This window comes from Desulforamulus reducens MI-1 (assembly GCF_000016165.1).
Classification (GTDB): domain Bacteria; phylum Bacillota; class Desulfotomaculia; order Desulfotomaculales; family Desulfotomaculaceae; genus Desulfotomaculum; species Desulfotomaculum reducens.
The window spans coordinates 157578-170840 of sequence record NC_009253.1 but is presented as its reverse complement, the minus strand read 5'-3'; the positions used below and the strand labels follow the sequence as shown (position 1 = coordinate 170840).

General features: G+C 45.7%; 16 protein-coding genes. 2 read left to right on the top strand and 14 right to left on the bottom strand.

The features are described 5' to 3' along the window. Positions 1-3: 3 nt before the first annotated feature. Genes panC through DRED_RS00840 form a run of 3 tightly spaced genes read right to left on the bottom strand, consistent with a single transcriptional unit; the run spans position 4 to position 2576 of the window. Positions 4-849, bottom strand: a complete 846-nt coding sequence (panC, locus tag DRED_RS00850; protein WP_011876551.1) for a pantoate--beta-alanine ligase — start codon at positions 847-849, stop codon at positions 4-6. Between the two features lie 10 nt (positions 850-859). Beyond that, positions 860-1657, bottom strand: a complete 798-nt coding sequence (gene panB, locus DRED_RS00845) for a 3-methyl-2-oxobutanoate hydroxymethyltransferase (protein WP_238442599.1) — start codon at positions 1655-1657, stop codon at positions 860-862. After that, a complete protein-coding gene (locus DRED_RS00840) occupies positions 1545-2576 on the bottom strand; it encodes a Rossmann-like and DUF2520 domain-containing protein (protein ID WP_011876549.1) in 1032 nt (343 codons plus the stop codon). The genes panB and DRED_RS00840 overlap by 113 nt, the downstream gene beginning before the upstream one ends. A gap of 391 nt (positions 2577-2967) precedes the next feature. Between DRED_RS00840 and DRED_RS00835 the strand changes: the two genes are divergently transcribed. Further along, positions 2968-4386 carry an HD domain-containing protein gene (locus tag DRED_RS00835; protein WP_011876548.1) on the top strand — a complete coding sequence of 473 codons (1419 nt, stop codon included), beginning with the start codon at positions 2968-2970 and terminating at the stop codon, positions 4384-4386. Positions 4387-4407: 21 nt separating this feature from the next. Beyond that, positions 4408-4644 (top strand): hypothetical protein, encoded by a 237-nt coding sequence (locus DRED_RS00830; protein ID WP_041274359.1) that lies wholly within the window; start codon positions 4408-4410, stop codon positions 4642-4644. Between the two features lie 30 nt (positions 4645-4674). On the opposite strand, the gene folK is transcribed toward DRED_RS00830, so the two are convergent. From folK to DRED_RS00775, 11 genes are all read right to left on the bottom strand, one after another. Continuing rightward, positions 4675-5157 carry a 2-amino-4-hydroxy-6-hydroxymethyldihydropteridine diphosphokinase gene (gene folK, locus DRED_RS00825; protein ID WP_011876546.1) on the bottom strand — a complete coding sequence of 161 codons (483 nt, stop codon included), beginning with the start codon at positions 5155-5157 and terminating at the stop codon, positions 4675-4677. Positions 5158-5160: 3 nt separating this feature from the next. Next, a complete protein-coding gene (gene folB / locus DRED_RS00820; RefSeq protein ID WP_041274358.1) occupies positions 5161-5529 on the bottom strand; it encodes a dihydroneopterin aldolase in 369 nt (122 codons plus the stop codon). Further along, entirely contained in the window at positions 5519-6718 is a 1200-nt protein-coding gene (gene folP / locus DRED_RS00815; protein WP_011876544.1) for a dihydropteroate synthase, read from the bottom strand. Before folP ends, folB begins: the two co-directional genes overlap by 11 nt. A gap of 131 nt (positions 6719-6849) precedes the next feature. Next, entirely contained in the window at positions 6850-7371 is a 522-nt protein-coding gene (locus DRED_RS00810; protein WP_041274357.1) for a nitroreductase family protein, read from the bottom strand. 62 nt (positions 7372-7433) lie between these two features. Continuing rightward, the gene (locus DRED_RS00805; protein ID WP_011876542.1) at positions 7434-7838 is read right to left on the bottom strand and encodes a PaaI family thioesterase; all 405 of its coding nucleotides are present in this window, start codon (positions 7836-7838) and stop codon (positions 7434-7436) included. Positions 7839-7842: 4 nt separating this feature from the next. Further along, positions 7843-8655, bottom strand: coding sequence for an ATP-dependent sacrificial sulfur transferase LarE (larE, locus tag DRED_RS00800; RefSeq protein ID WP_011876541.1), 813 nt, complete (start codon positions 8653-8655; stop codon positions 7843-7845). A gap of 37 nt (positions 8656-8692) precedes the next feature. Next, positions 8693-9502 (bottom strand): nickel pincer cofactor biosynthesis protein LarC, encoded by an 810-nt coding sequence (larC, locus tag DRED_RS00795; protein WP_238442553.1) that lies wholly within the window; start codon positions 9500-9502, stop codon positions 8693-8695. Beyond that, a complete protein-coding gene (larB, locus tag DRED_RS00790; RefSeq protein WP_011876539.1) occupies positions 9499-10257 on the bottom strand; it encodes a nickel pincer cofactor biosynthesis protein LarB in 759 nt (252 codons plus the stop codon). The genes larC and larB overlap by 4 nt, the downstream gene beginning before the upstream one ends. A gap of 181 nt (positions 10258-10438) precedes the next feature. After that, the gene (locus tag DRED_RS00785) at positions 10439-11266 is read right to left on the bottom strand and encodes an FAD/NAD(P)-binding protein (RefSeq protein ID WP_011876534.1); all 828 of its coding nucleotides are present in this window, start codon (positions 11264-11266) and stop codon (positions 10439-10441) included. A 21-nt stretch (positions 11267-11287) separates the two neighbouring features. Then, entirely contained in the window at positions 11288-12292 is a 1005-nt protein-coding gene (locus tag DRED_RS00780) for a 4Fe-4S dicluster domain-containing protein (RefSeq protein WP_011876533.1), read from the bottom strand. A 17-nt stretch (positions 12293-12309) separates the two neighbouring features. Continuing rightward, entirely contained in the window at positions 12310-13254 is a 945-nt protein-coding gene (locus DRED_RS00775; RefSeq protein WP_011876532.1) for a 4Fe-4S dicluster domain-containing protein, read from the bottom strand. Positions 13255-13263 lie beyond the last annotated feature (9 nt).

The window sequence follows — 13263 nt, the reverse complement described above, 5'->3', positions numbered from 1 at the left end:
CGTTTATGCCTCCAAAATAGAATTATCAATTAGTCTGGTTTTTCCAAACCGTACAGCCAGTGCCAAAAGCACATTTCCCTTGATTATTTCTATAGGTTTAAGATCTGGAACGGAAAGGATTTCAACGTAATCAATATTAGCAAGGGGTTCGGCCTGGATTTCCTTGATTATCCGCTCTTTGATTTGCTGAGCACTCCGTTCTCCCTCATTTACCTGCTCCTTGGCTAAATGTAAGCTACGGTGTAAAACCAATGCTGCCTTTCTTTCTTCCTGTGAGAGATAAACATTGCGAGAACTTAGGGCCAGTCCATCTTCTTCCCGTACAATGGGCACATCAATAATTTGCACGCTCATATTTAAATCTGCAACCATTCGTTTAATAACCATTACCTGCTGAAAATCTTTCTGCCCGAAGAAAGCAGCATCGGGCAAAACAATATTAAAAAGTTTCGTAACCACTGTTGCTACACCCCGAAAATGCCCCGGGCGTGATGCCCCGCAGAGGCATTCACTAACCCCTGTAACATCTACAAAACTACTAAAGCCCTGGGAGTACATTTCCTCGGCCTCCGGAGCAAAGATAGCTTCCACACCGGCATCAGCAACCAACGCTACATCCCGCTGCAAATCCCTTGGATAGGTCTGGTAATCCTCATTGGGGTCAAATTGGGTCGGGTTAACAAAAATACTGACAATCACAACATCACAACTACGCTTGGCCTCGTGTACCAGGCTAAGGTGCCCCTGGTGTAAATAACCCATGGTGGGGACCAACCCAACGGTTTTTCCTTCCCTGCGTACTGAATTTATAAAAGAACGTACTTCATCAACAGTTTTAAATAGTCTCATACATTACCACCTAATAAATCTTTTTTAATTCCTCATCGGCCATGTTGAAGACATGCCCGGGACCAGGAAATGCCTTATCTCTTACTTCTTGTTGATAATCCTCACAGGCCTTTATAATTTGTTCCTTTAGATTGGCATATTTTTTAACAAATTTAGGTGTAAAATCGGAAAACATTCCTAAAAGATCATGGGTCACCAGAATTTGGCCATCACAATCACTTCCTGCACCAATACCAATGGTTGGTACCTTTACCGCTTCGGTGACCACCTTCGCTAGTTGTTGAGGAATACACTCCAGTACAATGGCAAAGACCCCTGCGGCTTCCAAGGCTTTGGCATCCTCAAGCAATCTCCGGGCAGCCTCGCCATCCTTTCCCTGCACCTTATAACCACCCATCTGATGCACAGATTGGGGTGTAAGTCCTAGATGACCCATTACCGGGATGCCCGCTTCAGTAATTGCTTTCACGGTGTCGGCTACCTCACGACCACCCTCCAATTTAACCGCCTGGGCTAAACCTTCTTGCATTAATCGACCAGCATTACGAACACTTTCTTCCCGGGAGATATGATAGGATAAAAAGGGCATATCCCCTACCACCAGAGCCCTCTTTGCACCACGGGTAACCGCCCTAAGGTGGTGAATCATATCATCCATGGTTACAGGCACAGTGGAATCATACCCCAGAACCACATTACCGAGGGAATCCCCAACCAGGATGCCGTCTATACCAGAAGCATCGACCAACATAGCCGTCGGATAATCGTAAGCGGTTAACATGGCTATTGGTTTGGCTTCCTGTTTCATGCGCCGAAAGTCGGCAGTAGTTACCTTTTTGTTCACAGTTTTCTACCTCCAAAAAAATATTACTGAGGGCTGCACCCTCATTGGTTGTAATACTTCCGTTTTCTAAGGCCAACCCCACCGTGTATAAGCCTAGACTACGGTAGACTTCTTGGGTTCGCCAATTCATTCTGGAAAGTGCACTGATATGTCCCTTTACTGTACTAGCGTCGCCTCTGGCAACAGGGCCGGTAAGGGCCTGTGCAGGCCCTACCTTAGCAATATTGTTTAGTGTTCCCTGAATAAGTGGAAACAAAGCGTCCCTGGCTTGTTCTTCATCCAGTCCCAACTGACGGTATATGGATGCACTTAGATGCATAAGAGAAACGAGGTAATTAGAAGCAATCACCGCCGCCGCATGGTAAAGTGGTTTATCCGCTGCTTTAATAATAAAATAACGACCTTGTAGATCCTTTACCATTTTCTCGGCAAGGGGTAGTGCCTGTTCATCACCTTCCAGCGCAAAGGAAGATCCGGGTAAATTCTCTTTGGCGCTTTCTATACTGGCAAAGGATTGCAGCGGGTGAACAGATACCGCCCACGCCCCCTGTTCCCGTACCGGTTCCATCACATCGCTGGCTAAGGCTCCACTGGTATGAATTACAATCTGCCCTGGTTTACATCCACCCTTACGGGCGATAATTGCTGCTGTGGTGCCTATTTCCCTGTCTGTGGTTGTTATAAAAACCAGGTCCGCAGCCTTGGCTGCATCTACGGCATTTTTATATAACTTTGAATGGAGTTGGTCTGCTAACCTCCGGGCAGACGTTTTGGATCGACTATAAACACCTACTGGAGCATAACCCCTTTCTTTTAGCAGCACTCCTATGGCGCTACCCACTTTACCTGCACCAATAATTGCAAAGGAAGGCTTGCAGTTCATAATATCCTCCCGTCCACATTGATCTTCATTTAATACTATTTAAAAAACACAAAAAACCCCCCGAGAATATTCGAAAGGTTTTCAATCAAATTAACACCCCCCGTCTCGGTCCCTTCGGCTCCAAGCGGCAAAATATTTTATTTGTCAGGAAAAAGGTGCAGTTCCCCTAGGGATACTACCCGAAATCAATAATAGCACTGTTTTAACAAGCTAACAACTATTTTACGCATAGTTAGAATTTTCGTAAGTCCCTGTCAAGACAGAAAATACTACCAAATGTTATAATAAATTGTAGATAAATTACCCATTGTATAGGATTGTTAGGGGTTGCAAATAATTTAATGATTCCCTGCGGTCTTATTCTGGACGGTGATAATTCGTGTGGAGCTTATTGAGTACCATCAGTATGCTTTCTCAACAGCTAAGCATTCAAACCTATCTGGTGGGTGGTGCTGTGAGAGATTTATTCTTAAACAAGATACCCGTTGACCTAGATTTTTGTGTGACAGCTAAGGTTTTTGCATTGGCCCAAACTTTGACCCAACAATATCAGGGAAGCCTGGTTACACTGGATGACCAACGTGAAATGCTACGGGTTGTAACAAATTCGTGGCATCTTGATTTTAGCCCTCTGCGGGATGAAATCCTGGAAAAGGACCTTTTTGCCAGAGACTTTACACTCAATGCCATGGCTCTACCTGTATCGATGGGTATTAACAAGTATAATTGGCAAAATCAAATACAAGACCCAACAGGGGGTAAAGGGGATTTAAAAAAAGGTTTACTGCGGGCTGCATCAAGTTCCTCTATCCAACAGGACCCTCTGCGGTCCCTGCGTGGCATACGCTTTGCAGCCACATACAATCTAGCCATTATTCCAGAAACCATGGTATTGCTTAGACAAGGTACCCGCCGTATTGAACAGATCGCCGGCGAACGGCTTTGGCATGAGCTAGCTATCCTTTTTAAATTACCAATCACATCATTCTGGATTAATTATATGGATCAAGAATTACATTTTTGGCAGTATTTATTACCTGGCCAATTACGCATGGCTCAAACTAAACAAAATCACTATCATGTTGAAAACGTTTGGCGTCACTGTCTGCGTACCTATGAATGTCTTGAGGTGATTTTACAAGAATTATCCACCATACCGTCAGAAGGAGAACCGTTGCTTATTCATTTTAATCAACACCTATCCGGTGGCAGAAGTCGTTGCCAAGTACTTAAGCTGGCAGCTCTTATTCATGATGTGGGAAAGCCCGATACCGCTGTAATCAGAGAAGATGGCCGCATTTCTTTTCATGGTCATGCCGAAGCAGGCGTTCCCTATGCTGAAGCCCTGGCAACACGGCTCAAGCTTTCCCGGCTTGAGAGACATTACCTTGTAAATCTGGTGCTTCTCCATATGCTGCCCCTAAACCTTTATAACTCTGGGGACCGTTCTGATCTGTCCGTATACCGATTATTTCGTTCTCTGGAAAATTACATTCTAGATGTTCTTATCTTATCACTGGCTGACGTAACTGCCACTTTAACCGCTGGAGAAAGAATCAGTGAATTAGAAGCCTATCGTACATTTATTTTGAATCTCCTCGGTAAATTTATAGTAGAAAAGGACAGGTTCCATCCAGTGCCTTATCTATCAGGTGCGGCTTTGCTTGAACTGGGTATCCCTGAAGGCCCAGAGGTGGGGCTTATACTAGAAAAGTTATGTGAAGAACAAGTCACCGGTTCTATCACCGATACAAAAACTGCACTCCTATGGGTAAAAACAAAGCTAGCCGGAAATAATAAAGATAAATAAGTTTTTCAAGGAGTGTATACCATGCCAACGATCAGAGTTGAGGGCTTTAATGAGGCGCCGGATTATATGGTCGAAAAAGTGCTGATGGATAATACCCCTAACCTAGGGGATGCCACGGGAAAAGCTTTTATTCAAAATTTTGAACAGGCAATTTCAGAGTGTCAAAAAACCTTGGAAAAGGGCTACCGTTTAACAGATTTCTGGGCTAACCCTGATACCGGAGTGGAATTTATCTTCAAAAAAATAAAAGATACTTAGTTTAGCTAAAGCCGGAGGATGCTTCCGGCTTTAGCTTTCTATCTTTCTGATTGCCTGCTCCGCTAATGTCTTCTCTGCTAACTCCATCACAGTTCCTTGTGTTAAAATCATATTCGGGCATAGCTCTGCCAGGGGAACCAGTACAAAGGCCCTTTCATGCATACGGGGGTGTGGTACTTGCAAATGGGGAAAACAAATTGTTTGACTACCGTAAAGTAATAAATCCAGATCCACTGTCCTGGGTCCCCAATGAATATCCCTGGTTCTGTTCAGACTCCTTTCAATATCAAACAGCACCTGTAATATTTTTTCGGGTGAAAGGGTTGTTTCCACTTCTGCCACAGTATTGACAAACCAATCCTGCTCCAAATAACCCCAGGGGGCACTCTCGTAAAGGGATGCAACCCTAAGCAAATGAATCCCTGTATAATGGTCCAATTTCTTTAGGGCACTTTGAATATAGGCTTTTTTATCACCCATGTTGCTTCCTAGGCCAATATATGCCACGGTCATAGTTTAATGCTTCCTCCCGCGGGTTATTTCTACCGCCATATATTGAAAATTTCCTTGGATGGGTGCGTTTGGTTTTTTAAGTGTAACTTTTATTTCTTCTACTTTTTCGTATTGCTCTAATACCCGTTGCGAAATTCTTTCAGCCACTGCCTCCAGCAATTTGTAAGGTTCCCCGGTTAAAACCTGTTCTACAATCTCGAAGACTTCAGCGTAGCTGACACTTAAATTTAAGTCATCTCCTTGTCCTGCTGGCTGTAAATCCATGGATAACTCCAGATCTACTTGAAAGGGCTGACCCAACCTGCGTTCTTCCTCAAAGACTCCATGATAACCAAAAAAATTCATGCCCCTCAGTATAATTTTATCCTTCACAGTTAACCCCCCGTAGTATGGCATCACTCATTTTTGCCACCCTCACCATTGCTTTCACATCATGTACCCTTACGATATCTGCTCCACAGGCAATTCCCAAGGCCACTGTGGCTCCAGTACCTTCTACCCGCTGGTCCACCGGAAGGTTGAGGGTCTTTGCAATTACTGATTTACGAGATGTTCCTAACAATATAGGACAACCAAGAACAGTTAGCTCTTTCATTCTCCGAAGAACTTCTAAATTTTGTTCATAGGTTTTAGCAAAACCTATACCCGGGTCCACAATGATATTCTGCCTTGAAATGCCGGACTCCTCTGCTATATCAATACCTACACGCAGGAAATGAAGAACCTCCATCATTATATCCCCATAGTTTGTATTATAGCCGTTGTGCATCATTATAATGGGAGCCTGGTACTTAGCTACCACCGCTGCCAAACCTGGATCGCCCCTAAGGGACCATTGATCGTTAATGATATGAACACCAGCTTCTAATGCCTCTTTCGCCACTCCGGCCCGCCAGGTGTCAAGGCTAATCGGTACCGGTACAGCCTGTAAAAGTTTTTCTAAAACAGGTACTACCCTTCGTTTTTCTTCATCCTCAGTAACTTCAGAATAACCGGGCCGGGTGGATACTCCACCCAAATCAATGATGTCTGCCCCTTCTTCCATCATTCTCAAGGCATGTTCCAGGGCAGACTCCACTTCCATATAACGCCCCCCATCCGAAAAGGAGTCTGGTGTGATGTTTAAAATCCCCATAACCCGGGTTCTCTGGCCCAACTCCAAGACCTTTCCCCGGCAGTTTAGTTTTCTAACTTTTACTCCTTCAAGATTGCCCAGGGCTTCTGCCAGTCTTTCTGCCAGCTTTGCTAAACCAAAGGGCTGCATTCTAAGCTTGTCCACAAATCCTCTGTACTGCTTAAGGCTGGCCATTAGTAAAACATCTGTTTTTTCAACCGAATGGTTTACCACACCACGGGCCACTGCAGCTTCACCGCCCCTGGCTAATATCTCCTGCTTAATGATATTGGCCTGGGTAGGGCTTACATCCGTTAACTTTATTACCCTATGCACCGCTTTGGGAGCCATACGCTGCCAACCACCCTGGTCACTACCCACATCCTGAATCTCCAACCTGGCTTGCTCCAGATTATCGATAAACTTAACTCCTATTTCTATACTCAAGTCCTTCACCTCTTGCCTACTCTATTAAAATCATATCTTCAAGTATATCATTATCTAAAGTTAACCTAATATATAAAAGTTGTTAGCCCTATATAGCTCTATTAGAAAAACTCCCATATAGGGAGTTTTTCTTAGTGAATGATTCTCACAACATCCTCAGCATTCCGCCGGGCAACAGGTTCCTGCTTCTCATCTGTATTCCCTACGGCAACTATGGCAACGGGCCTTAGGTCGCCACCCAATTGCAGGATCTGCGACACTTTGTCCTCTTGAAAGGCTGCTACCCAGCAGGTACCATAACCATAACCTGTTGCAGCCAACAGCATGTTTTCAATGGCCGCCCCAATATCCTGGTACTGGTAGACCTGGCCCTCCGGCCCATAAACCTGTTCGGATTTGCCCTTTTCCAGACATACCACAATGTTCACCGGGGCGTCCGCAATAAAGGACTCCCTTTCACAGGCCCCTGCCAGGTCCCGCTTTACTTCATCTTTAAAAACAACCACCAGTTTCCAGGGCTGCAAATTACCGGCACTGGGTGCCCTAAGGGCTGCTTCCACCAGTCGTCCCACAGTGGCTTCCGGTATCGGTTCTCCGGTGAAAGAATGAACACTACATCGCTGCTCTATGGCTGCTATAACATCTTTTGTCAACAATTTCCCCTCCTTGGTAAAAACTCTATAACAGAGTGTTTCCCTGGAGATTAAAATCATACTTAATTTGTATCTTGGACAATAAACCATACTCCGGTAGAGCGGGCCAGAATGTCTTCACCCCTTGTTAGGGTGCACTCCGCAGAAATTAGCGTGCTTCCTTCATGAACCACTTTGCCTCGGGCTACAACTCGATCCCCAGGGTTCCCAGGGGCGATAAAATTTGTATTTAAATTTACCGTTACACCAGCCTTTCCCAAGGTGCGGATAGCCACTCCCATGGCCGTATCTGCCAAGGCGGAGATAACTCCTCCATGCAACTTCCCCCGGGGATTCAGGTGATTCGTATTGACTGTAATTTCGATGCACGATTCACCCGGTTTTAATTCGGTGACTTCCAGATTCATCATCTTATTAAAGGGATTTTCCTTTGTAAATTGGAATAACTGCTGTCTTAATTCATCCACTACTTTACTCCCCTTTGTCTGGTAGATTCTTGTTTAAACTTCCACTGTAAAACCCATCTAAATCTAAGGTTACCTTGGGAAAACCTAACTCCCGGAGTCCCTTTGTTATATCCTTGGATTTTTCTATCAATTTACTGAATTGTTCCGGTGAAATCTCTATTCTTGCTTCTGCTGGATAGTGTCGAACCCTCAATGGAGAAAAACCCCGTTTTGTTAGATATTCCTCCGCCTTCTCCACCCGACGCAACTTCTCTTCGGTTATCTCCTGTCCATAGGGTATTCGGGAGGCCAGACAGGGAGAGGATGGCTTATTCCAGGTGGGTAAGCCCATTTGGCGGGATAATTGCCTTATTTCACTTTTCGTTAAAGTTACTTCCTGCATGGGACTCCGCAACCCCAATTCTTTGATGGCTCTGTTACCCGGACGATAATCATCTAAATCATCCATGTTAGATCCATCCAGCACCCAGGGTATCTTTTTTTGCTTGGCAATTTCCTGTAGATCGAAGTAGCGACTGTACTTGCAGATATAACATCTTTCTGCGGTATTTCCTACAAAATCCCTCAGGTCCATTTCTTTTGAATGGATTATCCTATGGTGAACGCCCAGTTCCTTTGCCAGTTGCTGTGCCTCCGCCACCTCTGCCTTTGTAGATGTTGGTGAAATGGCTGTTACTGCCAATACGTTGTCTCCCAGTTCCTGAACCGCCACAGCCAACAGAAAGGCGCTGTCTGTACCACCGGAATAGGCCACCAGTACCTTGCCACACTCTCCCAGTAGCTGCCGTAGCTTTTGATATTTTTTTTGTAACAACAAGCTTTTTCCCTCGCTATTTTGTAATCTATAATCTGGGTTACTGGTGGCTGTGGCTATGACTTTGTCCATGACCATGATTATGACTATGTTCATGGGGCTGCTGCCAATGCGAAAAGGTAAAAATATGGTGATCCCTTTCTCCTAACATAATTCTTAGCAGGTTGGGGATGTCTGTCTCCCTATCCCCAGCTCCATATCCCACAGCCTTTAGGGTCATGGCTGGCAGTAAGCCAAACTCTTTTGCTAAATACTTCGCCAATACAGCACCGGTGGGAGTTACCAATTCAATCGCAGGCCCGGCCGTATATAGGGGTACGTTAACCAACAACTCAGCTGTAGCAGGAGCCGGTACCGGCATAATCCCGTGGGCACATTTCACTGTTCCTCTACCAACATTTAATGGAGAGCAGTATACAGCCTCAATCCCTAATTTTTTCAGGCCAACTAGTGTCCCCACAATATCAACAATGGCATCCACCGCCCCAACTTCATGAAAGTGAACCTTCTCCGGTGGACAACCATGAATTTTTCCCTCTGCAGTTGCCAGCATGCCAAATATTTCTTGGGCATCCTGTTTAATGGTATCTTCCAACTCACTGTTGCTTAGAAGATTAACAATGTCATCGAGATGCCGGTGGGGTTGATCTCCTGTTACTTTTACATCAACCTTAACGCCACTAATTCCCTTTCGGGTCACTTTTCTTGCTATCATATCAAAGTTTTCGACCCCTAGCTTCAACAGTTCCTGCTTCAGTTCCGGTAGTTCTACTCCTAAATCAACCAATGCCCCTAAAAACATATCACCACTTATGCCAGCAAAACAATCCAAATAAGCAACTCTCATCATTGATCACCTGCCAGTTTATTAATCAGGCTAGCGGCATAACCAGCCCCAAAGCCATTATCAATATTTACCACAGTAACTCCTGAGGCACAACTATTAAGCATTCCCAGCAGTGCTGCCAGCCCATGAAAACTGGCACCATAACCAACACTGGTTGGCACAGCAATGACTGGCTTATCCACCAAGCCACCCACAACACTGGGCAAGGCTCCCTCCATACCCGCCACCACGATGATAACATTGGCCTGGGATATTTTATCAACTTGATCCAATAACCTATGAATACCGGCTACCCCAGTATCATAGATTCTTTCCACATGGTTACCCATCAGTTCACAGGTTAAAGCCGCCTCTTCTGCTACCGGTAGGTCTGCTGTTCCAGCACTGCATACACATACCTTCCCTCTCTTTGCTGTATTGGAAAAGCGGCGCATCAGCATCTTAGACATTGCATCATATTCTGCCCCCGGGACATGCTTCTTTACTGCCTGAAACATTTCCTCACTGGCCCGGGTTCCGATAATATTAGTATCACTGGCCCGGGATAGTCTTTTAAAGATTTCTGCCACCTGTTCTACGGTTTTCCCTTGGCAAAAAATAACTTCTGGAAAACCCTTTCTTAAATGTCGATGATAATCAATTTTGGCATACCCAAGATCGTCATAGGGCAGCATTTTCAATTTATTGATAGCCTCTTCAATGGACGTATCCCGGGTACGGACACTCTCCAGCAATTTCCTTAATTCCTCTGGCCCCATTGAGTACCTCCTGGTGAATCCAGATTTTTGCCATCCTAATTTTATTATACTTTATTCTGTTGAAACTTTCCTAGTAATGCAAATATTACTTTGTATGTAAAATATTATGCCGTTTTTCCCTTGATTATAAGAAACGCAAATAAAAAGGACTGGCATAAAACCAGTCCCTTACTAGGTATTTTTAATATTCGTTGGGCAGCTTATCCAACTGTTCTTTGGTAAATACAGGGCCGTCCTTGCAGACATATTTACTGCCAACGTTGCAGCGACCGCACATACCAATACCGCATTTCATTCTGTTCTCTAAGCTCATGATAATTCGGTCCGGCGTAAAGCCGCACTCTACCAGCACCGGCATGGTAAACTTAATCATCACCGGTGGTCCGCAGATAATGGCATAGTCTGTCTTGGGTGCTACATCCTTGGTAACCGTGGGAATAAAGCCCACTCGACCATTCCAGCCTTCCACTTCACGGTCGATGGTGGTGATTAGGTTAATGTCACTTCTGGCTTCCCATTCAGCCAGTTCATCTTTGTACAGCAATAGGCCGGGGTTCCGAGCACCGTAGATAACAGTTAAATCTCCATAGTCCCCACGGTTCGCCAAAATGTATTGGATGGTGGAACGCAGGGTGGTGAAGGCAAAGCCCCCGCCGATGATAGTCAGGCTCTTACCCTTCAGTTGCTCCAGCGGGTAGCTGTTGCCCAAGGGACCCCGTACACCTACAATGGCCCCTTCCTCCAGCATGTGCAGGGCAGTGGACACTACTCCTACTTTCGCCACGGAGAATTTTAGAATTCCTTTCTCTGTGGGGGAAGATGCAATACCAAAGGGGGCTTCCCCTTTGCCGTATACCATTAGTTCTGCAAATTGGCCCGGCTCATATTGGAAGCTTGCAGCATCTTGTTCGTTTTGGAATTCCAGGGTAAAGGTATGAATAAGTTTGTCTGATGTCTCAGTGAAGTTCTTCACCAATTTCATCGGCAGCGGTAGATAAGGGTTTCTCATCTCTTTTCAACCTCGCTTCCGCTAGTCCAACGCCCGGACATCGGCCAATACTTGGCGAATATCCAGGTTTACAGGACAGTTTTTGATGCACCTACCGCAACCAACACAGGCTGTGGCATTGTAGCGTTCTACAAAGTAGTTAAATTTGTGCATGAGTCTTTGTCTCCAACGAGCCTTTCCACCCGGTCTTGGGTTGTGACCGGAACCATGCAGGGTAAATAGCGGGAACATGCAGGCATCCCAGTTTCTTACCCGGCAGCCGTTGCAATCTGTGGCTTCATCTGCTATGTCAAAACAGTGGCAGGTGGGACACAGGTAGGTGCAGGCTCCGCAGCCCAGGCATTTTTCATACAGGCTATCCCAGTATGGATGTTCAAACATGCCGCCCAGTTTTTCTGCCAGACCTTCAATGTTAACGCTGCCATCTGCCTTGGTTTCTTCTTGCAGTTTGGCCGCTTGACCCTTTGCTTCTGCACTGGCTTCGGCTAAGCCCAGTTTGGCCAATAATTCTTTTCCTTTTTCGCTGATGCCTTCTACCACGTAGGCCTCTCCAATGTCTGTCAGGAAGATATCGCTTCCTTCTTTGGCAAAGGGACCACAGCTCATGCTGCTGCAGAAACAGGTGGCTGACGGTTCATTACAGCCCAGTCCCACGATCAGGGTATTGGCCCGACGAGTCAGGTAGTATACATCTTCATATTGATCATTTTTAAACACATTGTCCAATAGTACCATGGATTTTACGTCGCAGGGGCGCATACCAAATACAATGGTGGCCTTCGGATCAACGTTATCTTGCATCCTTACTCCTTCAGCATCCACTGTATAGCTATACAGTTCTTCAGACTGAGGGAAAAGGATTTCTTTGCCAGGTTTTTTGGCATTCATGTAGTCTAGTTTGGCCTCTTCACCCTTTTGAATTGCTGCGAATTGTACCAGGCCTTCTTTTTCTACCGGGGCAATCACTCGGTATTCATTTGCCAGTTTGTCCAGTAAACTCGCGGTTTCGCTTTTGTTTAGAATCATCCTTTTTCACCTCACTCCTATAGCATGAAGTCTTCATTATCTTCGAACTTATGGGTGTTTAGGGCCGGGGGATCTTCTAGGTTTACGCCGGCTTCTGCACCAAACAGTTCTTTTACATCCTTCACCATCTTGCGGTTTAGCAGGGACAGTTTTATGCCCATGGGACAAGCTCTTTCACAGGCACCACAGTCCACGCAACGTCCTGCCAGGTGCAGTACTCTTACCGCCTGGAACAGGGCATTGTCATCTACGTTGGCGGCACTTTTACCAATCCAGGCAGGGGCGCCGCAGTCTACGAAGCATTCGCTGCAGTAGCACATGGGGCAGGCCTGCCGACAGGCGTAGCAACGGATGCATTTTTCCATTTCTTTGGCTATGAATGCTGCACGTTCTTCGTCACTCAAGGCTTCAAAGGCTTCAATATCCGCATAGTTTGCTTCTTTTACTTCTACTTGTTCGCCAATTAGTTCGTCAAAGATTACTGGGTTGTTGTATTGGCAGGTTTTGCAGGAGCCAAACATAACTTCGGCTTTGGCTACTGTCTTTTCAAAGTCTTTTCCTTTGAGTACCAGTTCTGCTCCGGTGTCGGTTGCTTCCAGGATTTCTTTGCATCCCACTGCCTGACAGATTTGTTTACGGTCTACCATTCCTTCACAGGGTACACCGATGATGGTTAGGTTTTCCCTGTTTACTTGGCCTTCTTTGATCAATCCCACAATGGCTCGTACATCGCAGCCCTTGGCGATTACCGCTACTTTTTCGGTACGCTTGCGTACAAAGTTGGCCAGGTTGTTTTCACAGGTGGCGCTCCAGATGAGCTTTTCTGCCTCTTCCGGTGTCCTCGCAAAGTACGGGGTGCTGCGGAGGGGCAGGCTACCTTGGGCAAATCCCACCACTAGGTCTACTTTCTTTTCTGCCAGTAGTTTCTTGGCGGTTTCTCTAATACTTTCGGTTTTGTTCATTCCCTCTCA